Genomic DNA, 22,171 nt, shown 5'->3' on the forward strand with positions numbered 1-22,171 from the left:
CCCACCCCCCTCTGGCCTGCCGGCCATCTCCCCCGCAAGGGGGTGTTTGGACCGGGGGGAGATCGGCAGCTCGAGCGCTCCGCTCACTCTTGCAACGTTTGAAAATGACGAAAGCAGCTGAGCGCTTGATCTCCCCCCTTGCGGGGGAGATGTCCGGCAGGACAGAGGGGGGTGTTCAAGCACAGACATTGAACCACCTCATCCCGCCGATTTCTGCGCCAATTGCAAATCGATGAACTGAATACCCTTGGCCGCCATCCGTCCCCATTCGGAATCCGCATCGAGCTCGATATAGCGCGACCAGTTCCGCCGTGCCTCGGCAAGGTTGCCGGCGTCGAACTCCAACCGTGCCAGGTTGAACACCGCATCGGCATAACTGGCATCGAGCGCGATCGCCTTTTGCAGATGCCGCCGCGCCGAGGCGTCGCGGGCCTGCTCGGTCATCAGCCCGGCCAGATTGAACCAGGCCTCGACGAAGCCGGGGTCACATTTGATGGCGCGGGCATAGTCGTGCGCCGCCTCGACCGCATGTCCAGCGGCGCGCAGGCAGTTGGCGCGGTTGAAGGCGGCGATGGAATCGGTCGGATCGATGGCCAGACAGCGCCGGTAGAGTGCCGCAGCCCGCTCGTGGTCTTCAGCCTCTTCCGCCGCCTCGGCGTCGGCGAACAGTTCTTCCAGCGTGTCGTCATCCGGCGACCCCAGGTCGAACAGCAATTGCCCGTCGAGTTCGCTCTGGCCGCCTTCGAGGTAGATCTGATCCGCGCGCCCATGCTGCGAGCCGACATTGAGCGACTTGGCGGTGAGCGAGGCGACCGGACCGGAGCGGTGCACCGAGCGTGCGATCGCTCCCCATGAAGCGCCGCCGGCGACAAGTCCGGCATATTTGCGGGCCAGGATCAGATCGCGAAACGAATAGGGTTCGCAATCATGCTCGAAGGCATCGAACAGACTGAGAAGATCGAGGTCGGGTGCGGCTAGCCGCGATTGATCGAGAAGCGACTGCCGCGACAGGGCCGAGGCCTCCGGCGCCTTCATCAGCCCGAGCAGGCGCAAAAAACCGTTTTCGCTGATCAGCTTTCGGCCGGCCGCGCGCTCGGCGCCGACACGGCGCTCGATCTCGGCATCCCCCGCCTTGGCGAGATACAAGCGGCCGAACACCACATGGCTGGTGCGCCGCGTGACGCCGCGCCGCAGCTGGCCGTGCTTGCGTTCGACCTCGCGCACCGCCAACCGAAGCGGGAACGCCGCCAGCGCGCCGATGCTGCCGAAGACGGTGCCGGCGAGAGCCGTCACGCCTTGCTCTTGCCGACGGCCTTGAGAAGGTTGGCCTTGAGCGGGTTTTCCTTGGCCGCGCCGGCGCCAGCCTTGGCGGATTTCGCTGCAGGCTTGGCCGCTTCATCGGCCTTGCTCTTGCTCTTGGCCGGCGGCTTGGCCGATTGCGACAGGCTGGCCTTCAGCGCATCCATCAGGTTGATCACATTGCCGCGCTCCGGGGCGGCGGCAATGATCGGCTTGTGGCCCTTGAGCTTCTCGCGGATCATCGCCATCAGCGCGATCTCGTAGCGATCCTCGTAGTTCTTCGGGTCGAAGGTGGTTTCCTTCTGCTTGATCAGCGCTTCGGCGAGCTCAAGCATTTCCGGGTCGGGCTTGCCGGCCGGGATGTTGCCGAAATATTCAGCCGTGCCGCGCACTTCGTTCGGGTTCCTCAAGGTGCAGACGAACATGCCGTTCTCGCGCGCGCCGATCGTCACCACCCGTTCGCGGCTGGACAGCACCAGCCGGGCGATCGCCAGCTTGCCGGATTTGCGCATGGCTTCGCGCAGCACGGCGAAGGTTTCCTCGGCCATCGCGCCATCCGGCGCCAGGTAGTACGGCGCGTCCTGATAGATCACGTCGACCAAATTCTCGTCGACAAAGGCCTCGATGTTCATTGTGTGGTTGGATTCGATGCGCACCGCCTCGAGGTCGGCGTCTTCGATGATGATGTATTGCTTGTCCTCGTATTCGTAGCCCTTGACCAGATCCGAGCGCTCGACCAGCCCGAGCTCGGGGTCGACCGGCTTCATGTTGATGCGGTTGTGGGTGTCCTTGTGCAGCTGATTGAAGCTGATCCGCTCGCTCGCACTCGTCGCCGGATAAAGCCGGACCGGACAGCTGACGAGACTGAGCTTGAGATAACCTTTCCAACTTGCCCTGGGCGCCATGAAACTCTCCTACGCGGCCGTGCACTGTCGAACTGTTCGCAGCGCTTCGTCCAAAGGACGAACGACGCTGCGCAAAACCTACATCGCCCTCACAATACCGGCAAATCCCTAGCGAAATCTTCCATGTCGGCCCAGGGATCGCCGGAGGTGGCCAGAAGGCCCGGCAGCGAAGAATAATTCAAATCTTCCGGAGCGTCGATGGATTCCAGATCGGACCAACTCACCGGCGTCGAGGCCGGCAGGTTGGTGCGGGCGCGCAGCGAGTAAGGTGCGGCCGAGGTGTGGCCGCGCGCATTGCGGTGGTAATCGATGAAGATGCGCCGCTTGCGGTTGTCCTTGCCCATGGTGGTGGTGAAGGTGTCGGGCGCGGTGGCGGCCAACGCCGAGGAGATGGCGCTGGTCGCCTGGTGCAGCTTCTTCCAGTTCTGTTTTTGCGTCACCGGCACTGATATGTGGATGCCCTTGCCGCCGGAAGTTTTGGCGAACGGCACCAGCCCCATCGCCTCCAGCTCGGCACGGATATGCACCGCCGCTTCGACCACCTCGCGCCAGGCAATGCCCTCGCCGGGATCGAGGTCGAAGACGATCAGGTCGGGCTTGTCAAGCCGCGTGCGATGGGTGCCCCAGGTGTGGAACTCGACGACGCCGAACTGCGCCAGCGCCAGATAGCCCTTGGCATCTTCGACCGACAGATAGGATTTGGTCTCGCCCTCGGAATTGGTCGCCTCGAAGGTCGCCACCGATGAAGGCATGCCGGTGAAAGCGTGGCGCTGGAAGAAACAGTCCTGCGGCCTGCCGGTCGGGCAACGCACCAGCGACACCGGGCGACCGAGAATGTGCGGCAGCATGAAATCGCCGACCAGTGCGTAGTAGACGGCGATATCGAGCTTGGTCGGTCCGGTCTTGCCGAACAGCCGCCGCGTCGGGTTGGTCACCCAGATCGTGGCGAGGTCGGCCTCGGCGATCAGCCGCTTGCGCTTGGCCGAAACCGGCGTCGACAGGCCGACATCCCTGAGCCCGCGGAACACCGCATGGCGCAGCGCATTGTCCGCCGTGCGGTTGGCATAGTGGATATGGGCCGAAAGCAGCGGCCGCACCCAGTTCATCTCGCGCATGATCTCGCGTGGAACCCCTTCGGGTGCAGACGCGCCGGCGCGCAAGGGCTTCAGCCGGGCCAGCAGGTCGGCGGCGGTGGCGGCGTCGAAACCGGTGCCGACCTTGCCGCGATAGTGCAGTTCGCCATCCTCGAATTCGCCGAGGCCGAGTGCGGCCAGTCCCTCGGCTGCATCGGAGGTGGTGTAGCCGGCGATGACGAAGTCGCCGTTCTTCAGCGCCTTGATCTTGGTCCAAGTCTTGGTGCGGCCGCTCTGGTAGATTGCCGTGGCGCGCTTGGAGACGACGCCTTCCAGTCCCATCTCGGAAGCCTGGTCGTAGAGCGCCTGGCCATCGCCTTCGACGTGGTCGCTGAACTGGATGGCGGAGTTGGCGCCCAAGCCGGACACTAAATGCGACAGCAGCGCCTTGCGCCGGCCGAGCGGCGCTTTTCTCAAGTCCCAGCCGTCGAGATGCAACAGGTCGAAGGCATAGAAGTGGAGCTTGCTGCCGGCGCCTTGCGCCAGTGCATCCTGCAGCAACGCGAAGCGGCTAATGCCCTTGGCGTCGAGCACGACGATCTCGCCATCGATGACAGCCTCACGGCATGGCAGCCTGGCGAAGGCATGCGGCAGGTCGCCATAGCGCCTGGTCCAGTCGAGGCCGGCGCGTGTGATCAGCCGCACCTCGCCCCCAGCCAGATGCGCCATGGTGCGATAGCCGTCGAACTTGATTTCGTGCAGCCAGATTTCGCCCGTGCGGTCCGCTTGATCATCGCCGCCCGGCGGCTTCGGAACCTGCGTGGCCAGCTGCGGCCCGATCCGGGAAGGCGGCGGCGCCTTGACGGCGCCCGGCAAAGCGCCGGGCTTCGGCACGACCGGTTTCGCAGGTTTGGGAACTGGCTTCGGCGCTTCGACCAGTTCCTCGATGCGGCGGCCGGATTTGACGCTTTCCGGCCGGGCTTGCAGTATGTCGAGCTTGGCGTCGGCGGCGAGATCGCGCTCCTTGAACAGCAGCCAGTTCTTCTTCTCGTCGTCGCCGGGCTTGGCCTTTAGCCTGGTCAGCATCCAGCCGCCATTTAGCTTCTCGCCGGCGAGGCGGAATTTGAAGGAACCGGTGCGCAAGCTCTTTTCGACGTCGTCCATCGGCGCCCACACGCCTGTGTCCCAGACGATCATCGGCCCGCCGCCATATTCGCCCGCGGGAATGACGCCCTCGAAGTCGATATATTCCAGCGGATGGTCCTCGGTCTCGACCGCCAGCCGCTTGTCGGCCGGGTTGAGCGACGGGCCGCGAGGCACCGCCCAGCTCTTCAGCACGTCGCCGACCTGCAGGCGGAGGTCGTAGTGGTCGGCGGTGGCGTGATGCTTGTGGACGACGAAGCGGTTGCCTTCTCCGGCAACCAGCCCGCCGGCGGGTTCCGGCGTCTTGCTGAATTCGCGCTTGGCGCGATAGGCCTTGAGTTTCGGCGTCATGTCCGCATGCCAGGCCGGATGCAGCGGCTGCGCAAACACAAGGACTTGACCCGCATCGCTTGAATCATTTTGTCAGCATGCGGCAGGCCGATGTCGTGCCTCACACAGCTCAATCGTCGGTGGCCGGCATTAGTTCGAGCTCGGCTGGCGACAGACCCTGCTGGAGCTGGCTCAGCCGGAATTCGTCGACCCAATAGGCCTCGCCGTCAACGAGGACACGCGCTTTGTAGGCGCCGGCGGAAAAGCTCTGAGCGGTGATATAGACCTTGTGGCGGTCGAGCGCCTTGCGCACCGCGGCACGCTTGGAATTCTGGCTGGTGACGGAACTGGCCATGGACTGCTCATACACACGCGGCCGCAGGAGAAGGCGGCTGGCATAAGGATGGCCGAGACTGGGTGTTCTGTCAATTTCCGGGCATCAACCAAGCTACCTTCCACCCAGTCAGCCGGCGCGTCAGCTTTCGACTGCGCCTGTCGTCGAAGTCCGGCACCTTGCGCTCATCCCCGGTGCCGGTCGCCTGACACTCGCCGCAGCCATCGCCGTCCCATGGTGTAATCCATCCGGCTTAATTGCCTCCCGCTTCCCCCGCGCCTAGCGTGTCTGCAATCGGACGGGTGGTGCAATGGCGTCTGGATCAACAAGCCGCAAATCCGAGCGCATGGGCTCGCTGGATCTGTTGCGGCTGGTCGCGGCTTTGGCTGTTCTATTCTTCCACTATTTTTTCCACGGATCTCACCTGCCGCCACTGTTGGTGCAGGGTTACCCCGAAGCCGGCTCCTTCGCCATCTATGGCTATATGGGCGTCAATCTGTTTTTTCTGATCAGCGGTTTCGTCATCGCCTGGTCGGCAGAAGGCCGGAACTGGACCGAATTCGCCGCGGCAAGGTTCGCGCGGCTTTATCCTGGCTTCCTTGTCTGCATGACCGCCAGCTTCGTCGTGCAAACGTTGGCGGCCAATCCGACGCTTCCATATGACCCAAGCACGTGGATCGCCAATCTCTTTATCGTCGCCCCGGCCTTCAACAGATCCTTCGTGGACGGTGTCTACTGGTCAATCGTACTTGAGATCGTTTTCTACGGCTGGGTCGCGATCGCTCTGTTTTTCGGCGTCTTCTCGCGCTGGAAGCTGCAGCTCGTGGCGGCATGGCTGCTGATGTCCGTCCTCAACGAGTCGGTCGTCCACAGCACAGCCCTGCAGATGGTGTTCATCACGCAATACGCGCCGTATTTCGCCGGCGGCATCATCGCCCAGCACATCGTCGCCAAAGGTTCGTCCACCGAGGCATTGCTGCTGCTCGCCGCGGCGTTCCTGCTGTCATGCAAGGAAGTGATCGCCGGCGCCGATTGGATGCAGGCTCATTTCGGATTCTCTCCGCCGCTTTCAAATCTGCTTGCCGCAAATGTCGCCGTCTATGCCCTGTTCGGTGGGGCTCTCCTGTTGCGTCGCCGCATCGCACCGACGCCACTGGTGCTTATTTTGGGCGGGCTCACCTATCCACTCTACCTCCTGCATCAGGAGATCGGCACGCTCTGGCTCAACGCGCTGTCACCGGCGGTCGGCCGGTGGGTCGCCCTCGCAATTGTGCTGACAGCGTTGCTGTCGGCCTCCTTCGTGGTTTCATTCTTCATCGAAAAGCCAATACGCAAGCCTTTGATATCGTTGCTGCTTCCCCGGTTGAACATGATGGCAAGCAAATTCAGGCTTGATCGGCCGGCATAGATCGGGCGAGCCGCACCGACTCCTGCGGTCGCTCCCGCGCTGCATCAACTTGCAGGCTGACGTCGGTTGTCACCTTTTCAAGCGCTTCCTTGAAATTGAAGGCGGCGGTGAGGTCGTCAGCCGACGCAAAGAAGACCCGGCCTTCGACGACGTAGGTCCGCGCCCTACCGTCCTGAGACAGCGTAGATGTGACTCGGAAGATTCGCAGGGGCTGGCCGGCATAGCTTCGAAGAGCGGCAGGAACTGGTCATCTTCCTCTTAACCTCACGCGATCGTGCGGCCGGCCCAGAGCCGAGCGACTGTGGAAACTGAGCGGGAGCTCTATATGGGCCTGACGCAATAGTCCTGACGTACACGAACCCTGACATTATCCGGAGATCTCATCTATGACCTTGAGCACACGCAAGCTCGGCAGCCACGGGCTGCAGGTATCGGTGATCGGCCTCGGCTGCATGGGCATGAGCCAGTCCTACGGCCCGGCCGACGAGGCGGAATCGATCGCCACACTGCACCGCGCCATCGAGCTCGGCTGCACCTTCCTCGACACGGCGGAAGTTTATGGCCCGCACACCAATGAGGAACTGCTCGGCCGCGCGCTGAAGGGCCGGCGCGACAAGGTGACGATCGCCACCAAATTCGGCTTCCGTATCGAAAACGGGCAGCAAATCGGCACCGACCGCAACAGCCGGCCCGAGCATATCCGTGAGGCGGTGGACGGCTCGCTCAGCCGGCTCGCCACCGACCATATCGACCTGCTCTATCAGCACCGCGTCGACCCGGCGGTGCCGATCGAGGATGTGGCGGGTGCTGTTGGCAAACTAATCACTGAAGGCAAGGTGCGCTTCTTCGGCCTGTCAGAGGCCGGCGCCGCCAACATCCGCCGGGCGCACGCCGTGCATCCGGTCTCGGCGGTGCAGAGCGAATATTCGCTGTGGGAACGCAATCTGGAGCCGGAGATCATCCCGCTGCTCAGCGAACTCGGCATTGGCCTGGTGCCGTTCGCGCCGCTTGGCCGCGGCTTTCTCACCGGTGACGTCAAGCGCGCCGAAGACTATCCGGAAGGCGACTTCCGGCGCGGCGACCCGCGCTACCAGGGCGCCAACTACGACGCCAATGTGCAGGCGGCCGGGATTGTCCGCGACATCGCGGCGGCCAAGGGCGTCAAGCCCGGCCAGATCGCGCTGGCCTGGCTGCTGCACAAGGGCAGTGATTTCGGCATCGACATCGTGCCGATCCCCGGCACCAAGCGCCGAAAGTACCTCGAGGAGAATGTCGCCGCCGCGGCGATCAAGCTCGACGCCGCCGCAATGCAGGCGCTCGACGATGCGCTGGCGCCGGGCAAGATCGCCGGCGAACGCTACAACGAACGCGTCATGGTGACGATCGACCGGTAGGAGTGTCTACATCAGCTTCGCCAGTCCGGCAGCGTGGCGGATGGCAAGCAGGGCGTCCCGGTTCGTCACGGGATAGCCTGCAATGAAGCCTTCGACCGAAAAACCTGGAAATTCGGCTCTCAAGCGGGCCGCGGCGCGCGCCGCCTCGCCGGCCTCGCCCATGGCCGCATGCGAAAGCGCCAGGAACATCAGCACGTCCGGCGACTCCGGTGAACTCCTGCGGAGCGCCGCAACGGCTTGCCCGTGCCTGCCGACGACGAACAGGATGCGCCCTTGCATGCCGAAATACCAGGGCGGGGCCAATGGATTGAGGCGCATGGCACGCTCGATGAGCGGGATCGCCTCGGCCGGATCGCCGACTACAAGCGCCTTGCTGCCGGCCAGCAGCAGCAGTATGCCAGCGTGGTTAGAACCGTATTCGAGAGCCCGCCGGTGCGCGCGCTCCGCTCCTTCGAGATCGCCAAGGCATGCCCTGACATTGCCAAGGCATGCGTGGGCGCAGCTATCCGTCGGGTCGAGGCGCAAGGCGTTTTCGGCCACCGTCCGCCAGTTTTCGATCGACGTCAGCACGTCGTCGCCAAAGCCGTTGCAGGCCTCGACCGAATAGGCATAGGCGAGTTCGGCCCAGCAGTTGGCGAAAGTAGGGTCAAGCTCCAGCGCGCGTGAAAACAGGCGAATCGCCTCGGCATTTCCGGCGCGGCTGAACGTAGTGTGCTGTTCGACGCCAAGCAGATAAAAATCATAAGCCCGCAAGCTGGCCGGCGGCTTGCGGCGAACCGCATTGCGGCCGACGGTGGCCAGCGTTCCATAACTGCCGGCGAACACATTGATGATGCTTTCGGTCAGGCTGTCCTGCAGCGCGAAAATGTCCTCGACCGGGCGGTCGTAGCGCTCCCTCCACAGGCTGACGCCGCTACGGGCATCGGCAAGCTCTATCGTCAAGCGAATCCTCTGGTCGTCCGCACGCAACCGGCCCGACACGAAATAGGTGACGCCGAGCGCCTTGCCGTCCGCCGCGAAATCGGCCGGCTTGCTGCCCAGTGATTTCATCGTGTGGTAGGCGATGACAGGCAAGCCCGCGTATCGTGCCAGGTCGATGGTGATGTCCGATGACAGGCCGTCGGCAAAGCGGCGCCAACGCTCTTCGGAATTGAGGCATTCGATCGGGAATATGGCGAGCACCGGCGGGGCGCCGGACAAGGACGGAGCCGGCTGCGCGCCGGAAGCGCCGGCAAAATACGCCGCAAGCCCGATCTTGGTGCGCACCCCAAGTTTTTCGTAGATGGACGCAAGGTGGGTGCGAACGGTGGTTGGGGCAATGAAAAGTGCATTGCCGATTTCTCGATAGGTCATGCCGGCTGCGAATTTTTCCGCGACCGCGCGCTCGCGGCCCGACAAGGCATCGAGCGTCTGCGCTTTCGAAGCGTCGTTGAGCATCATGGTGGAACCCGTCCCAGGGGCAGAATACTACAAATGCAGGAGGCCGAATACTGCATCTGCCCGATCCCGCCGCAGGCGCACAAATTGCAAGGTCGTTTGCAGCAAAAAGCTGCAATCGGGGGAGGTTTCCATGCGTCCTGTTTCCATAATGCTGGCATGCACGATCTTGAGTTTTTCCGCCGCCCAGTCGCCGTCGTTCGCAAGAGGATGCAGGCAGGTGCTGGAATCGGATGTGAAAATCGCGAGCATGCGCGTCTATGCCGACATCCTGGCCAATGCCGCCCGCAACGGCTGGGACTATACGCCTGAATTGATCGTCAGCGGTTCAAAGCGGCATTTCGAGGAGATGAAGCTCCAGTTGAACGACGCCGGCTATGAGATCATGCCCCTCGGCGTCCGCCTGTATTGCAAGCGGTCGGACAAGCTCGCCGCCCGCTAACAACCAGCGACCCGCCCATTGCGGCGCAAGCTTTGTCGAGACATTGATATGTCGAGGGTGCAGGCCAACTGTCTGCTTCTGCTTGCTGCTGCCTTTTGGGGCTTCGGTAATGTTGCGCAGAAGACTGTGCTGGATCATCTCGATCCGTTCAGCGCCGTGGGCATGCGCTGCCTGATCGCGGGGCTCATGGTCGCGCCGCTGACGATGCTCGAGTGGGGAAGGAAATTCGGGGCCGGCTACTGGATGAGCCTCACCAAAGTCATCGTTCTGTTTTCAATTTCAATCATCATCCAGCAGGTCTCCTATCTCGACACCTCGGTTACCAATGCGAGCTTCCTGGTGAGCACCGCAACGGTGATGACACCGCTCGCGGCCTGGTTGCTGATAGGCGAGCGCCCGACTGCTGTCTGCGGGCTTGCGGCTGCCATGACATTGGCCGGTGTCCTGCTGCTGTCCGGAGGCTTGACCGCCAGCTTCAGCCAGGGCGATCTCGCTGCCATACTTTCGGCCGCGTGCTACGCGCTTTGGATGGTGGAGCTTGGCCGCCACATGCAGACCTACGGCGCGCCGGTCGCGGCGGCTGCCGCGCAATTTCTCGGCGCCGCCGTCCTCACCCTGCCGCTCGGCGCCCTTCAGGGTAATCTGTCGCTGGCCGCCGTCAGCGATGCAGGCCCGGAACTCGCCGTGCTCGGCATCTTCTCGACCGGGGCCGCCTTCGGCATCCAGACGATCGCTCAACGCTTCACGTCCGCCAGCCATGCTGCCGTGATCGTCAGCGCGGAGAGCGTGTTCGGAGCGATTGGCGCGGCCATATTTCTAGGCGAGCGGCTGTCGCCGGCCGGAGCAGTCGGTGCTGCGGTCGTATTTGCATCAATCACCTTGCTGTCGCTGACGACCGACAAATCCGAAATCAGCAAGCCGGCAGTGGCAGACTGAGAGATTGTCGGGAACCAGCCGCTGCGGCTCCGTTCGATTTCAGCACAATATCAGCATCCGTTCAGGACGCGGATGCCGTGTTGCGGCGATGCTCCCGGGAGACAACCCCGGTGAGCGGCATGACAATCGCCCTGACAGAAGACCTCCTCGCCAGGATCGATCGCAAGATCGAAGACGCCGGCCCGGTGCCTGGACTGCGCAATCTGGAGGATCGCGACTATGCCGAAATTCGCAAGCAACTGCTTGCGGGACGCCCGCGTGACGTTTGGGTTTTCGCCTATGGCTCCCTGCTGTGGAACCCATGCTTCGAATTCGTCGAGGAGCGACCAGCGACCGTGCATGGCTGGCATCGGCGATTTTCGCTGTGGCTGACCCGCTGGCGCGGCACGCGCGAGCGGCCCGGGCTGATGCTTGCGCTCGACCGCGGCGGCAGCTGCCGCGGTGTCGTCTATCGCCTCCCCGACCTTGATATTGATGCGGCAATCGACCGGCTGCTGCGCCGGGAGATGAGCGCCAATCCGCCAACCAATGTTCCGCGCTGGGTCTCGGTTCGAGGTGCAGGTGGGAATTTGCGAGCCATCGCCTTCGTCGCCGACCGGAGTGGCCCCGCCTATGCAGCAGACCTGCCCGAGCAGACCACGGTGGAGATCCTGTCGCTCGCCGCCGGCCACATCGGAAGCTGCGCCGACTATCTGCGCCGCACCGTCGTTCAGCTTGAAGCCCGCAACATCCGCGACGCGACGCTATGGCGGCTGCAGGGCAAGGTCGCCGCCTACCTCAGATCATTGCAATCCGGCACGCCCTTGCCGGCCCCAACCGTGGAGATTGATTATGCATGCGAAGGCTGAAGGACCATTCATCTCGCCGGTCCTGGCACGGGAAGCCGTGCACCGGATCCTGTCGACGGGCAACGTTGAATTCTGTGGCGGCGAAACGGCTCAGATGCTGCACTATCTCGACCTGCTGACGCCGAGGGAAGCAGCCATGATCCCTGCCGAAACGATTCCTGCAGAAACCAGGCCGCGCCTGTGGCAGCGCCTTTCCCGTATCTTTCGGGCTTGACCTTTACCGGCTTATGCGGCTCCGATGATCGTTGCGCAATCAGGCGCAGCGGTGGTGCAGGAGCTTGGCACACCAGGTCGGCAGTTCGGTTCTCGATCTCGACCGCGGCACATTGCGGCGTGACGGCGAGATCGTGCCGGTGCGGCCAAAGACCTTCGACCTGCTGGCCTTCCTGGTGCGCAATCCCGGCCGTGTGCTGAGCAAGGACGAATTGTTCCAGGCGGTCTGGCCCAACACCATCGTGACAGAGGATTCGCTCACGCAATGCATTCGCGATGTACGCAAATGCATAGGCGACGAAACGCAGTCGCTGGTTCGCACTCTGCCCCGGCGCGGCTACATGTTCCAGGCTGCCGACGACAGCCTGTCCGCTTCGCCGCCGGCCACCGCCGCGGTTCAGATTGAACGAGCGCCCGAGCCGATGGTCGCCATCCTGCCGTTTCGCGTCAACCTTGACGATGCGACGGCAAAGCCGCTCTTCGACGGCGTGGTCGAGGAGATCATCAACGCGCTTTCCTACTTCAAGACCATCGCGGTGCTGGCGCGCCATTCGGCTTTCGCGCTTGCCGAACATACCGACCAGGACATCTGGGCGACCGCTGAGCGCCTCGGCGCCGACTATGTCGCGGAAGGCACCGTCGGACGCGCCGACGACGGCTACAGCACGCACGTCGTCCTGTCCGAGACGGCGTCCGGCCGTCGCATCTGGGCGCAGGCGTTTTCGTTCAGGACCAGCGATATCTTCGTCTTTCAAAGGATGGTGGCGCAACGGATCGCGACCGCGCTGGTCGCCAACATCGAGAGCGCGGCGATGCGGCGCATATCCCCCGCACCCGCCGCCAACATCGAAGCCTATGTCCATATCTTGCGCGGCATGGCGCTTCTGCGAAGCTATGGCGAGGGCGTCAACCAGCAGGCGCGCGAACATTTGCTGAAGGCGCTCGAACTCGATCCGGATTCGGGGCTGGCTCACGCCTATCTCGCGTTGGCGGACACGATCATAGGCGGCTATGGCGGTGCGTCCCGCGCCTTGCTCGATCAGGCGCGGGACCGGGCCTTGCACGCCACTGCACTCAGCCCGGACGAGGCACGTTGCCACCGCATCCTGGCCTTGATCCTTATCTACCTGGCCGAATTCGACGCCGCCGCACGCCATTTCGCGCGCGCGTTAGATCTTAATCCTTACGACGCCGACACCTTGGCCCAAACGGGCTTTTTCGAGGTAATACGCGGCCATGGCAAGACCGGCCTGGTGCTGCTGGACCAGGCGATCCTACTCAATCCGATGCATCCCGCCTGGTATTATGATCGTGGTGAGGCCCTGCTTGTCCTTGGTCGCTACCCGGAAGCGGCGGCGTCTTTTTCCTGCCTTCCGCGAAAGAGTGCCTGGCAATGGGCGCGGCTGGCTGCTTGTCACGCGCTTGACGGCAATATCGACAAGGCAAGGGCCTGCACGAGAGAAGGCCGCCGCCTAAATCCCGGCCTGACCGAACAGGCAATCATGGCGGACCTTCACATGATGCGCGCGGAAGATCGGGAGCGGATACGGTCCGGTCTCGAGTTGGCCGGATGGGATGACGCGCAAATGCCGGATACGCAAATGCCGACAACACCATGAGCAGCACCGGCGGCGCTGGGCACATGACGCGGCCCCGAGTCGAATCCGCGCGTTCTTGCGCAAACCTCCGGCCTTGGCTAGCATCCGGCCGCCGGCGCCGAGCGGAGGAGAACGTCGCGGTGGACCGGCTGGAGCGCCGTTGCGTCCCCTTGGGCGCTCAAAGGACACTCCATTTCTAGATCGACGCATGAACCTGCCTCGGAGACCGATTCCGGTTTTCGGGTCATGCGCTCATATGGAGGAGACTAAATTGATGAACAGACGTGAATTCCTGCTGTCGTCCGTGGCGATGGGCACATTGGCTCTGGCCGCTCCGCAACTGGCTTTCGCCCAGGACAAGCTGACCATCCTGGGTTCGGTGCCGAGCCTCGGCTTTCCGTTCTTCGTTCACATGCTGAACCAGATCAAGGCGGAAGCCCAGGCGCAAGGCGTCAACCTGACCGAGAGCGACGGCCAGAACTCGGCGCCCAAGCAGACCGCCGATATCGAGGCAGCACTCGTGCAGAAGGTCGACGCCATCGTCATCTCGCCGCTCGACGTCAACGCGCTGGCGCCGGCCATCGAGCAGGCGGTCCAGGCCGGCATTCCCGTCGTCACCATCGACCGCCGCGTCGACGGCGTCGAAGGCATCCTCGCCCATGTCGGCGCCGACAATGTCAAGGGCGGCGAGGCAGAGGCGCAAGCCATGGTGGCGGCGTTCCCGAACGGCGCCAAGATCTTCCATTTGCAGGGTCAGCCAGGTGCTGGGCCCGCGATCGACCGCAACAAGGGCGTGCACAACGTTCTCGATCCGCTGAAGGACAAATATCAGATCATCTTCGAGCAGACCGCCAACTTCGCCCGCGCCGAGGCGCTGTCCGTCACCGAGGCCGGCCTTGCCGCCAACGGCAAGCCCGACGCGATCATCTGCGCCAATGACGACATGGCGCTTGGCGCGGTTGAGGCCTGCGCGGCGCGCAACTTCACCGACGTCAAGATCTACGGCTTCGATGCGCTTCCCGAAGCGCTGGTCGCCGTGCGCGACGGCAAGCTGGCCGGCACCGTCGAACAGTTCCCCGGCGAGCAGTCGCGCACCGCGGTGCAGATCGCCGTCGCCTATGCCAAGGACAAGACCGAACCGAAGGAAAAGCTCGTGCTGCTGACGCCGATCGTCATCGGCAAGGACAATCTCGACAAGGCGGAAAGGCTGGGCGAGACGAAGTAGGCCAATTGGTAAGGCCGGCGGGACGGCACCCCGCTCTGGCCTGCCGGCCATCTCCCCCGCAAGGGGGGAGATTGGCAGCTTCAATGCCGTCGCTTTTCTTGCGACGTTGAAGATTGGCGAAAGCGATGGCGACATCCGATCTCCCCCCTTGCGGGGGAGATGTCCGGCAGGACAGAGGGGGGTGTTCAAGCGCCGAGAGATGGCGTGAAAAACTGCATCGAGGAAGCAACTTGTCCGTCGCTGAAGCCGCAACATCATCTCCCGCCCTCCTCGCCGTCGAGGGCGTGACCAAGCGCTTTGCCGGCGTGACTGCGCTCAGCGACGTCTCGCTCGAGATTCGGCCCGGCGAAATCCTCGGCCTGCTCGGTGAGAACGGCGCCGGCAAGTCGACGCTGCTGAAAATCCTGTCCGGCGTCATGCCGCCCACTAGCGGCCGCATCATCTTCGACGGCGTCGAATTCAATCCGCACAATCCCCAGGATGCCAAGCGCCACGGCATCGTCACCATCTACCAGGAACTGAGCCTGATCCCGACGCTCACCGTGGCGGAAAATATCTTCATCGGCCGCGCGCCGCTCGGGCGCTTCGGCCTGGTCAGCTGGCGGAAGATGGAGGAAGACTCCCGCGCGATTATCGCCCGGGTCGGTCTGGATCTCGACCCGGCGACGCCGGTGTCGGCACTGTCGGTGGCCGAACAGCAGCTGGTCGAGATCGCCCGCGCGCTGTCGCTTAAGAGCCGCCTCATCATCATGGACGAGCCGACCTCGGCGCTGACCGAAACGGAAGTGCAGAAGCTGATGTCGATCATGGACCGGCTGCGCAAGGACGGCGTCGCCATCATGTTCGTCACCCACCGGCTGGAAGAGGCCTCTGCCATCTGCGATCGCATGACGGTGCTGCGCGACGGCAGGCTGGCCGGCCATCTCGACCGCGACGGCGGGCCGATCAAGCTGCCCAGGATCATCGAGAAGATGGTCGGCCGCGCCGCGTCCGAGCTTTATGCCAGGCCGACGCTGCGCGACGTCGCCGGCGACGTCCGGCTCTCGGTGCGCGGCCTGCGCACGGTGCGCGATCCGCAGGCGCCGCACGCCATCGTGCTCGAAGGCGTCGATCTCGACCTCAAGACGGGCGAGATTCTCGGTGTCGCCGGCCTCGTCGGCTCCGGCCGCACCGAGCTTGCCCGCGCCATCTTCGGCGCCGACCGCATTGCCGCAGGCACCATCACGCTCGACGGCAAGCCGATCGCGCCTGAATCACCCGCCGATGCCATCGCCCTCGGCATCGGCCTGGTGCCGGAAGATCGCAAGCATCAGGCGATCTTCGCCGCGCTCGGCATCCTGACCAATTTTTCCATCGCCGCACTCGGCCGCTACTCCAACGCCGCCGGCTTCATGACCGAGCGGCGCGAGCGCGAAGCGCTGGCAAGCTACAGGAAGACGCTGTCGATCCGCATGGCCTCGCCCGAGCAGCCCATAGAGGGGCTGTCCGGCGGCAACCAGCAGAAGGTCATCCTCGCCCGCTGGCTGGCGCGCGACCCCAAGGTGCTGATCGTCGATGAACCAACGCGCGGCGTCGATGTCGGCGCCAAGGCCGAGGTGCATCAGATCCTGGTGCAGCTCGCGGCGCGTGGCATCGCCATCATGATGATCTCGTCGGAATTGCCCGAAGTGCTTGCGGTGTCGGACAGGATCGTCACCATGCGGCGCGGCCGCATCACCGGCGAGATGCCCGGCATCGAGGCGACCGAGGAAAAACTGATGGAACTGATGGCGCTCGATCAAACGCAGGAAGCGACGCAATGACCAGCACGACCGAACAGACCCAGCGCGGCGGCATCAATGTCGCGCGCCTGCTGATGAGCTTCGGCCCGCTGATGTTCCTGGCGCTGCTGATCGTCGTTTTCACCGTCCTGAAGCCGAGCTTCATCGACCCCATCAACATCTTCAACATCATGCGGCAGATCTCGATCACCGGGCTGATCGCGCTCGGCATGACCTTCGTCATCCTCACTGCCGGCATCGACCTGTCGGTCGGTTCGCTGCTGGCTTTCTGCGGCATGGTCGCGGCGGTGGTGGCCAAGGGCGGCACCGCCAACACGCTGTCGCTGTCGACGTCCGGCACGCAAGGCTTTGGCTGGTTCGCAGCCCTGCTGGCCGCGGTCGTCGTCGGGGCCATGGCCGGCGGCGTCCAGGGCTTTGCCATCACCAGGCTGAAGGTGCCGCCCTTCGTCGTCACGCTCGGCGGCCTCACCGTCTTTCGCGGCCTGACGCTGACGATCTCCAATGGTGGCCCGATCTCGGGCTTCGACGCCCCGATGCGCTGGTTCGGCACCGGGCTGATCGGCCCGGTCCCGGTGCCGGCGATCATCTTCGCGGCCGCCGCGATCCTCTGCCACATCGTGCTGCGCTACACGCGCTACGGCCGCGCGGTCTACGCCGTCGGCGGCAATGCCGAGGCGGCGCGGCTGTCGGGCCTGCGCGTCGATCGCATTTTGATCTCGGTCTATGTCATTGTCGGCTTCTTCGCCGGCCTTGCCGCCTTCGTACTGTCGGCAAGGCTCAATTCCTCGGAAGCCGTCGCCGGCATCGGCTACGAGCTGACGGTAATCTCGGCGGTCGTAATCGGCGGCACCTCACTGTTCGGCGGCATTGGCTCGGTCGGCGGCACCGTGGTAGGTGCGGCACTGATCGGCGTGCTGCAGAACGGGCTGCAGTTCAATAACGTCTCGTCCTACACGCAAAGCATCGTCATCGGCCTGATCCTGATCCTCGCCGTGGCCTTCGACCGCTGGCTGAAATCGCGGGTGCGGCGGTGAGGATTGAGGATGCGGCGCAAAGCGATCTTACCTTCCCCCTGTTGTGGGAGAAGGAAAAGGCGCGTTCACGCTGGTGCGTTGACACGCTGCGAACGCCTCGCCCAATCGACGACCGTCCCGCCTGCCACCGTCGAGCTCGTCTGCGGTGCGAGAAGATCGTTGCGGCGGGCAAACGCCACGAAGGTCGCCCGCGCCGTCTCGGCGTCGATCTCTCCCTCCATCGCGGCTCGGCAGGCTTTGGCGGCGATGTCATGCGCGGCCGTCCGGCTCGCCGACGGCCAGTCGGCAAGCAGCGCATAGGCCTCAGCCGCGCTTTCGATCGTGGTCGGGCTACCGAGGCCGGTGAGGATGGTGACCGGCTTTGCAAAAGAAGAACGATCCATGACACTCTCCTTTGGAAGCTCAACTCGCTCCTTTCGGGGCTCAACTGTCCGGCCGCTGCGATCCTCAAGAGCGGCCTGCGGGATGACAGCGCCGATCAGCGAATGCAACGCGGCCGGCTGCGGCGGCATGCTCGGCCGTGGCAGCAGCCGGTGCACCTTGGCCAGCGTCTCCAGCCAGGCCATTACGGGGCGGATGTTCACGCCCGTAAAGCCAGGCCTTTGCCTTAGCGACCGGATAGCCCGCCTCTTCGGCGAAATCGGTTTCCGACCACCTCAGCAGGCGCAGGCACTCACGCATCCGCGCTGCAATCATTTACGCTCCTCCTTGTCGGCTCCTAATCGCTGAGCCGACAGGAACATCAGCGTGTAGGCCGCCTTGCGACGGTCCCAGCCGGCCGATTCGACCGCGTCCAGCAATCCGTCGACAAGCGGCGCCAGCGCCGTCTTGCACTCCGTTTCATAGTTGAAATCGGTCCTGAGAAGGGTCGGCGCGGCGATCTTTCCAAAACTGTTCATCATGTCCATGGCAACACCTGCATCTGTTCCGAGCAAGGCCGTGCCCGCCTTCGCGTCGGCGGGCACGGTCGTTTGTCCTCAGAAGCCTGGCGTCAGTAATCCATGCCGGCACCGGCGGGCATTGCCGGGCCGGCCGCTTCCTTCTTCGGCTTCTCGGCCACCATCGCCTCGGTGGTCACCAGCAGGCCGGCCACCGACGCCGCGTCCTGGAGAGCGGCGCGCACCACCTTGGCCGGGTCGATCACGCCCTGCGCGTAGAGGTCCCCGAATTCGTTGGTCTGGGCGTTCCAGCCATAGCCGAATTCGGTCTTCTCGCGCAGCTTGCCGACGATGATCGAACCCTCGGCGCCGGCATTCTCGGCGATCTGGCGCACCGGCTGCTCGATGGCCCGACGCACGATCTCGACGCCGGTCTTCTGGTCGGGATTGTCGACGGAGACATTATCGAGCGCCTTCGCCGCCCTGAGCAGCGCCACGCCGCCGCCAGGCAGTATGCCTTCCTCGACCGCAGCGCGGGTGGCGTGCATGGCGTCGTCGACGCGGTCCTTGCGCTCCTTGACCTCGACCTCGGTTGAGCCACCGACGCGGATGACGGCGACGCCGCCGGCGAGCTTGGCCAGCCGCTCCTGCAGCTTCTCGCGGTCATAATCGGAGGTGGTTTCCTCGATCTGCGCCTTGATCTGGGTGATGCGTCCCTGGATCTCGTCCTTGCGGCCGGCCCCGTCGACGATGGTGGTGTTCTCCTTCTCGATCAGCACCTTCTTAGCGCGGCCGAGCATCTCCAGCGTGACGTTCTCGAGCTTGATGCCGAGATCCTCGCTGATTGCTGTACCGCCGGTCAGGATGGCAATGTCTTCCAGCATCGCCTTGCGGCGGTCACCGAAGCCCGGCGCCTTGACGGCTGCAACCTTCAGGCCGCCGCGCAACTTGTTGACGACTAGCGTCGCCAGCGCCTCACCTTCGACGTCCTCGGCGATGATCAGCAGCGGCTTGCCCGATTGCACGGCGGCTTCGAGCACGGGAAGCATGGCCTGCAGGTTGGAGAGCTTCTTCTCGTGGATCAGCACATACGGCTCTTCGAGTTCGACGCGCATCTTGTCCTGGTTGGTGATGAAATAAGGCGAGAGATAGCCGCGGTCGAACTGCATGCCTTCGACCACCTCCAACTCGGTCTCGGCGGTCTTGGCTTCCTCGACCGTGATGACGCCCTCATTGCCGACCTTTTCCATCGCCTCGGCGAGGAAGCGGCCGATCTCGGCATCGCCATTGGCCGAGATGGCGCCGACCTGGGCAATCTCGTCGTTCCTGGTCACCTTGCGGGCATTGGCTTTGAGTTCGGCGACGATGGCGTCGACCGCTTTGTCGATGCCGCGCTTCAGGTCCATCGGGTTCATGCCGGCGGCGACCGCCTTGGCGCCTTCCTGGACGATCGCCTGAGCCAGAACGGTCGCGGTCGTGGTGCCGTCGCCGGCGACGTCGCTTGTCTTCGACGCCACCTCGCGCACCATCTGCGCGCCCATGTTCTCGAACTTGTCCTCAAGCTCGATTTCCTTGGCGACGGTAACGCCGTCCTTGGTGATGCGCGGCGCGCCGAATGACTTGTCGAGGACGACGTTGCGGCCCTTGGGACCGAGCGTCACCTTCACCGCGTCGGCGAGGATGTTGACGCCGCGCAACATCTTCTCGCGGGCTTCGGTATGGAATTTCACATCCTTGGCAGCCATTGGATAACTCCTTCAATAGGCAGCTTTTCGTTGACTGATTGCTTGTCCAGGCCCCGCTCAGGCGGCCTTCTGCATTTTGTCGGTCAATTCGATCACGCCCAGCACGTCGCTTTCCTTCATGATGAGCAGGTCCTCGCCGTTGAGCTTGATCTCGGTGCCCGACCATTTACCGAACAGGATACGGTCGCCGACCTTGACGTCGAGCGGCTGCAGCTGGCCGCTATCGTCACGCGCCCCGGGACCTGCGGCTATCACCTCGCCTTCCTGCGGCTTTTCCTTGGCGGTGTCGGGAATGATGATGCCGCCCGCGGTCTTCTCGTCGACCTCGATGCGGCGGACCAGGATACGGTCATGCAATGGACGGAACGCCATGTCGTTCTCCTCATAGGACAAACAGATTTTCTTGGACCTCCCTTCGCAGCCGACCGGTACAACGGCCGATGCGACGGTGCGCGACCCCTGTTCAGGCATCGCTTCGCGCATATCGAATTAGTTTGGCATTTGTGGCTTTCAAGAGGACGTCGAAAAAATTTTGGCACTCGCCGTGGTCGAGTGCCAACGCCCTGTAATGATGGCGCTATTCCAGGAATTGACACGTCGGATGTGGCTTGAGATCGCGGCGCAACCTTTCGACATCGTTGTCGATCCCGGCACCGCCTGTCGGCGGTCGGAACCGAAGAGGAAGCGGAGGCGTTTTTGCATGCGGAGGACGGCGATGGAACGCGAGGTCCCAACGATTTCGATGGCGCCGGACGATTTCGATCTCAGCCGGCTGTTCGATCCGGCGCGGTATTTCGATCGTCCACAGGACGTGCTGGCCGACGCGACGCTGGACGTCGGTGAAAAGCGCGCGATCCTGTCGTCATGGGCCTCCGATGCCTGCGCGGTCGAATCCATGCCGGCGCTGCGCAAGCCGCCCAGCGCCAAAGCTCCAATCACCTTTGAAGAGATCATGACGCGCTGCAGGCACTTGATGGCGCAGGCCCATCTCAAGGCGCCGGCGCCGGCCGAAGCCGCCACGGCGGCCCCCACCGCGTCGGCGCGTGATGTTTGACAGAAAGGAGACGTGCATGGTCAGCAACGAGTTCCAGCTCCAGATGCAGGGCTTTGGCCTGACGACGGCGGAGATCCATTATCGTCTTCCCGACTATCGGGACCTGCTGCAGCTCTTCATCTGGCAGGAATACGACATCGCACCGGATTTCCCGACGCTGAAGCATTTCCTCGAATATTGGGAACGTGAGATCGAAGGCCCGCTGCATTCCGTGCGCGTCGCCCATCACCGTCTGATCCAACCCTCCGAATGGCGGGCGGTGGACGGTGTTATTACGCTGCAGTGAGACAGGGGTACGAGTCGCTCGGAACGCGGCGTTCAGGTGGATTTACGTCCCTTGACAAGCAGTCCGGCCGTGCGAGCCGCCTTGACGAAGGTGGTGCGAGCCTCGCGGGCGGTGCGCCAGCCGTCGAGCGCGTCGCGGCAGGCGCGATAGGCTGCGCGCCAGTTCCGGCCGCGCGCCCGGTCCGGCCATTGCTGCATGCATTCGATGGCTTCCCAACTGCTGGCGACCTTGCGCTCTCCGACGGATTGGAGCTTGAGCGTGATCGGCTCGGAAAATGGGACGTCGTTCATCACTTCCTCCTTCTTTTTTCTGTTTTCTGTTTTTTAGAGCAAGTAACATCCTCGATTAAGCAGGAGGGCGGCCCGATCGGCGCCGATGGACGAGATGGTTCGTCTGCCTGCGCGCTTCAAGACCCATCTCAACGCCAAACCCTGCCCTGCTTAGACGCAACGGCCGGCTATATGTCGTCGTCCGGCGGTTCAAGAAGCCCGATCAGCGTCGCCACCCTTGCCGACGGCAGAGGGCGGCCCTCGTTCACCAGCGCCTCATCGGCGCCGACCCAGGCAAGGGCCTCGCGCAACTCCTCGATCGTCGCGCCGGTCGAGGCGATGTCGGCGACAACGGCGTCGTCGACCGGGCCCAGCACCGAAATGATGTCGTCGCGTGTCATGATCATGATATCCTCCATGCGTGCCGGCGCGACCCACAAATGAGGTTGAAACCGGCATTCCCAGCTACAATCTGGCAACAAAAAATCTGGCAGCGGGAGAGAATCTGGGTCTTGATTTCGCGCTGACAATGACCAAAT

Annotated in this window: 25 protein-coding genes and 1 pseudogene; 12 read left to right on the top strand and 14 right to left on the bottom strand. The window is 63.7% G+C overall.

Annotated features, from left to right (window positions below; translation table 11 throughout):
* Positions 1–198 precede the first annotated feature (198 nt).
* The 4 genes from NKH36_RS17105 to NKH36_RS17120 all read right to left on the bottom strand — a co-directional run bounded on the left by NKH36_RS17105 (position 199) and on the right by NKH36_RS17120 (position 5,105).
* A complete protein-coding gene (locus NKH36_RS17105; protein ID WP_352963414.1) occupies positions 199–1,293 on the bottom strand; it encodes a tetratricopeptide repeat protein in 1,095 nt (364 codons plus the stop codon).
* Entirely contained in the window at positions 1,290–2,204 is a 915-nt protein-coding gene (gene ku / locus NKH36_RS17110; protein ID WP_352960867.1) for a non-homologous end joining protein Ku, read from the bottom strand. Before ku ends, NKH36_RS17105 begins: the two co-directional genes overlap by 4 nt.
* A gap of 89 nt (positions 2,205–2,293) precedes the next feature.
* Complete coding sequence (ligD, locus tag NKH36_RS17115) at positions 2,294–4,771, bottom strand: DNA ligase D (protein ID WP_352960869.1); 2,478 nt, start codon at positions 4,769–4,771, stop codon at positions 2,294–2,296.
* A 109-nt stretch (positions 4,772–4,880) separates the two neighbouring features.
* A complete protein-coding gene (locus tag NKH36_RS17120; protein WP_352960871.1) occupies positions 4,881–5,105 on the bottom strand; it encodes a hypothetical protein in 225 nt (74 codons plus the stop codon).
* Positions 5,106–5,394: 289 nt separating this feature from the next.
* Between NKH36_RS17120 and NKH36_RS17125 the strand changes: the two genes are divergently transcribed.
* The gene (locus NKH36_RS17125; RefSeq protein ID WP_352960873.1) at positions 5,395–6,492 is read left to right on the top strand and encodes an acyltransferase family protein; all 1,098 of its coding nucleotides are present in this window, start codon (positions 5,395–5,397) and stop codon (positions 6,490–6,492) included.
* 55 nt (positions 6,493–6,547) lie between these two features.
* Here NKH36_RS17125 and NKH36_RS17130 read toward each other — a convergent pair.
* A pseudogene (locus NKH36_RS17130) lies at positions 6,548–6,697 on the bottom strand (sodium-independent anion transporter); the annotation flags it as partial.
* Positions 6,698–6,878: 181 nt separating this feature from the next.
* Here NKH36_RS17130 and NKH36_RS17135 point away from each other — a divergent pair.
* Positions 6,879–7,886 carry an aldo/keto reductase gene (locus NKH36_RS17135; protein ID WP_352960875.1) on the top strand — a complete coding sequence of 336 codons (1,008 nt, stop codon included), beginning with the start codon at positions 6,879–6,881 and terminating at the stop codon, positions 7,884–7,886.
* Between the two features lie 6 nt (positions 7,887–7,892).
* On the opposite strand, the gene NKH36_RS17140 is transcribed toward NKH36_RS17135, so the two are convergent.
* On the bottom strand, positions 7,893–9,326 hold the full coding sequence (locus NKH36_RS17140; RefSeq protein WP_352963419.1) for a LuxR C-terminal-related transcriptional regulator: 1,434 nt from the start codon (positions 9,324–9,326) through the stop codon (positions 7,893–7,895).
* Positions 9,327–9,353: 27 nt separating this feature from the next.
* Positions 9,354–9,575, bottom strand: a complete 222-nt coding sequence (locus NKH36_RS17145; protein WP_352960879.1) for a hypothetical protein — start codon at positions 9,573–9,575, stop codon at positions 9,354–9,356.
* Between NKH36_RS17145 and NKH36_RS17150 the strand changes: the two genes are divergently transcribed.
* The 8 genes from NKH36_RS17150 (at position 9,559) to NKH36_RS17185 (ending at position 17,400) form a co-directional block, all read left to right on the top strand.
* Positions 9,559–9,765 (top strand): hypothetical protein, encoded by a 207-nt coding sequence (locus NKH36_RS17150; RefSeq protein ID WP_352960881.1) that lies wholly within the window; start codon positions 9,559–9,561, stop codon positions 9,763–9,765. The two genes, NKH36_RS17145 and NKH36_RS17150, sit on opposite strands and share 17 nt — an antisense overlap.
* Before the next feature lie 48 nt (positions 9,766–9,813).
* On the top strand, positions 9,814–10,701 hold the full coding sequence (locus NKH36_RS17155) for a DMT family transporter (RefSeq protein ID WP_352963423.1): 888 nt from the start codon (positions 9,814–9,816) through the stop codon (positions 10,699–10,701).
* Positions 10,702–10,820: 119 nt separating this feature from the next.
* A complete protein-coding gene (locus NKH36_RS17160) occupies positions 10,821–11,549 on the top strand; it encodes a gamma-glutamylcyclotransferase (RefSeq protein WP_352960895.1) in 729 nt (242 codons plus the stop codon).
* Positions 11,533–11,763, top strand: coding sequence for a hypothetical protein (locus NKH36_RS17165; protein WP_352960885.1), 231 nt, complete (start codon positions 11,533–11,535; stop codon positions 11,761–11,763). Before NKH36_RS17160 ends, NKH36_RS17165 begins: the two co-directional genes overlap by 17 nt.
* A gap of 64 nt (positions 11,764–11,827) precedes the next feature.
* Positions 11,828–13,381 carry a winged helix-turn-helix domain-containing tetratricopeptide repeat protein gene (locus NKH36_RS17170; RefSeq protein WP_352960887.1) on the top strand — a complete coding sequence of 518 codons (1,554 nt, stop codon included), beginning with the start codon at positions 11,828–11,830 and terminating at the stop codon, positions 13,379–13,381.
* 253 nt (positions 13,382–13,634) lie between these two features.
* On the top strand, positions 13,635–14,585 hold the full coding sequence (locus NKH36_RS17175; RefSeq protein WP_352960889.1) for a substrate-binding domain-containing protein: 951 nt from the start codon (positions 13,635–13,637) through the stop codon (positions 14,583–14,585).
* Between the two features lie 230 nt (positions 14,586–14,815).
* Positions 14,816–16,387, top strand: coding sequence for a sugar ABC transporter ATP-binding protein (locus NKH36_RS17180; protein ID WP_352963427.1), 1,572 nt, complete (start codon positions 14,816–14,818; stop codon positions 16,385–16,387).
* Complete coding sequence (locus NKH36_RS17185) at positions 16,384–17,400, top strand: ABC transporter permease (RefSeq protein WP_352963430.1); 1,017 nt, start codon at positions 16,384–16,386, stop codon at positions 17,398–17,400. Before NKH36_RS17180 ends, NKH36_RS17185 begins: the two co-directional genes overlap by 4 nt.
* A gap of 65 nt (positions 17,401–17,465) precedes the next feature.
* Here NKH36_RS17185 and NKH36_RS17190 read toward each other — a convergent pair whose 3' ends face one another.
* From NKH36_RS17190 to NKH36_RS17210, 5 genes are all read right to left on the bottom strand, one after another.
* Complete coding sequence (locus tag NKH36_RS17190) at positions 17,466–17,783, bottom strand: DUF982 domain-containing protein (RefSeq protein WP_352963433.1); 318 nt, start codon at positions 17,781–17,783, stop codon at positions 17,466–17,468.
* Between the two features lie 64 nt (positions 17,784–17,847).
* Positions 17,848–18,096 carry a hypothetical protein gene (locus NKH36_RS17195; RefSeq protein WP_352963435.1) on the bottom strand — a complete coding sequence of 83 codons (249 nt, stop codon included), beginning with the start codon at positions 18,094–18,096 and terminating at the stop codon, positions 17,848–17,850.
* On the bottom strand, positions 18,093–18,365 hold the full coding sequence (locus tag NKH36_RS17200) for a hypothetical protein (RefSeq protein WP_352963437.1): 273 nt from the start codon (positions 18,363–18,365) through the stop codon (positions 18,093–18,095). Before NKH36_RS17200 ends, NKH36_RS17195 begins: the two co-directional genes overlap by 4 nt.
* Before the next feature lie 26 nt (positions 18,366–18,391).
* Entirely contained in the window at positions 18,392–20,023 is a 1,632-nt protein-coding gene (gene groL, locus NKH36_RS17205; protein ID WP_352954702.1) for a chaperonin GroEL, read from the bottom strand.
* A 57-nt stretch (positions 20,024–20,080) separates the two neighbouring features.
* Positions 20,081–20,395, bottom strand: a complete 315-nt coding sequence (locus NKH36_RS17210) for a co-chaperone GroES (protein WP_236377497.1) — start codon at positions 20,393–20,395, stop codon at positions 20,081–20,083.
* A 370-nt stretch (positions 20,396–20,765) separates the two neighbouring features.
* On the opposite strand from NKH36_RS17210, the gene NKH36_RS17215 reads away from it, so the two are divergent.
* Both NKH36_RS17215 and NKH36_RS17220 read left to right on the top strand, forming a co-directional pair.
* Positions 20,766–21,077 (top strand): hypothetical protein, encoded by a 312-nt coding sequence (locus NKH36_RS17215; RefSeq protein ID WP_352963440.1) that lies wholly within the window; start codon positions 20,766–20,768, stop codon positions 21,075–21,077.
* Positions 21,078–21,093: 16 nt separating this feature from the next.
* Positions 21,094–21,363 (top strand): usg protein, encoded by a 270-nt coding sequence (locus tag NKH36_RS17220; protein ID WP_258123242.1) that lies wholly within the window; start codon positions 21,094–21,096, stop codon positions 21,361–21,363.
* 32 nt (positions 21,364–21,395) lie between these two features.
* Here NKH36_RS17220 and NKH36_RS17225 read toward each other — a convergent pair whose 3' ends face one another.
* Together NKH36_RS17225 and NKH36_RS17230 are read right to left on the bottom strand one after the other, a co-directional pair.
* Positions 21,396–21,653, bottom strand: a complete 258-nt coding sequence (locus NKH36_RS17225) for a DUF982 domain-containing protein (protein WP_352963442.1) — start codon at positions 21,651–21,653, stop codon at positions 21,396–21,398.
* Positions 21,654–21,820: 167 nt separating this feature from the next.
* Positions 21,821–22,039: a hypothetical protein gene (locus tag NKH36_RS17230; RefSeq protein WP_502912054.1), complete on the bottom strand. Its 219-nt coding sequence runs from the start codon at positions 22,037–22,039 to the stop codon at positions 21,821–21,823.
* Positions 22,040–22,171 lie beyond the last annotated feature (132 nt).

The sequence above is a fragment of the Mesorhizobium sp. M1312 genome (assembly GCF_040318115.1).
Taxonomy (GTDB): Bacteria; Pseudomonadota; Alphaproteobacteria; order Rhizobiales; family Rhizobiaceae; genus Mesorhizobium.

Bases quoted from the DNA above. Each gene is read 5' to 3' on its own strand.
- NKH36_RS17215 (WP_352963440.1), top strand. From the start codon at position 20,766: ATGGCGCCGGACGATTTCGATCTCAGCCGGCTGTTCGATCCGGCGCGG.
- NKH36_RS17135 (WP_352960875.1), top strand. From the start codon at position 6,879: ATGACCTTGAGCACACGCAAGCTCGGCAGCCACGGGCTGCAGGTATCG.
- NKH36_RS17195 (WP_352963435.1), bottom strand. From the start codon at position 18,096: ATGATTGCAGCGCGGATGCGTGAGTGCCTGCGCCTGCTGAGGTGGTCG.
- NKH36_RS17140 (WP_352963419.1), bottom strand. From the start codon at position 9,326: ATGATGCTCAACGACGCTTCGAAAGCGCAGACGCTCGATGCCTTGTCG.
- ligD (WP_352960869.1), bottom strand. From the start codon at position 4,771: ATGACGCCGAAACTCAAGGCCTATCGCGCCAAGCGCGAATTCAGCAAG.
- NKH36_RS17155 (WP_352963423.1), top strand. From the start codon at position 9,814: ATGTCGAGGGTGCAGGCCAACTGTCTGCTTCTGCTTGCTGCTGCCTTT.
- groL (WP_352954702.1), bottom strand. From the start codon at position 20,023: ATGGCTGCCAAGGATGTGAAATTCCATACCGAAGCCCGCGAGAAGATG.
- NKH36_RS17225 (WP_352963442.1), bottom strand. From the start codon at position 21,653: ATGAACGACGTCCCATTTTCCGAGCCGATCACGCTCAAGCTCCAATCC.
- NKH36_RS17125 (WP_352960873.1), top strand. From the start codon at position 5,395: ATGGCGTCTGGATCAACAAGCCGCAAATCCGAGCGCATGGGCTCGCTG.
- NKH36_RS17220 (WP_258123242.1), top strand. From the start codon at position 21,094: ATGGTCAGCAACGAGTTCCAGCTCCAGATGCAGGGCTTTGGCCTGACG.
- NKH36_RS17145 (WP_352960879.1), bottom strand. From the start codon at position 9,575: ATGCTCGCGATTTTCACATCCGATTCCAGCACCTGCCTGCATCCTCTT.
- NKH36_RS17160 (WP_352960895.1), top strand. From the start codon at position 10,821: ATGACAATCGCCCTGACAGAAGACCTCCTCGCCAGGATCGATCGCAAG.
- NKH36_RS17210 (WP_236377497.1), bottom strand. From the start codon at position 20,395: ATGGCGTTCCGTCCATTGCATGACCGTATCCTGGTCCGCCGCATCGAG.
- NKH36_RS17230 (WP_502912054.1), bottom strand. From the start codon at position 22,039: ATGATCATGACACGCGACGACATCATTTCGGTGCTGGGCCCGGTCGAC.
- ku (WP_352960867.1), bottom strand. From the start codon at position 2,204: ATGGCGCCCAGGGCAAGTTGGAAAGGTTATCTCAAGCTCAGTCTCGTC.
- NKH36_RS17120 (WP_352960871.1), bottom strand. From the start codon at position 5,105: ATGGCCAGTTCCGTCACCAGCCAGAATTCCAAGCGTGCCGCGGTGCGC.
- NKH36_RS17190 (WP_352963433.1), bottom strand. From the start codon at position 17,783: ATGGATCGTTCTTCTTTTGCAAAGCCGGTCACCATCCTCACCGGCCTC.
- NKH36_RS17185 (WP_352963430.1), top strand. From the start codon at position 16,384: ATGACCAGCACGACCGAACAGACCCAGCGCGGCGGCATCAATGTCGCG.
- NKH36_RS17165 (WP_352960885.1), top strand. From the start codon at position 11,533: ATGCATGCGAAGGCTGAAGGACCATTCATCTCGCCGGTCCTGGCACGG.
- NKH36_RS17175 (WP_352960889.1), top strand. From the start codon at position 13,635: ATGAACAGACGTGAATTCCTGCTGTCGTCCGTGGCGATGGGCACATTG.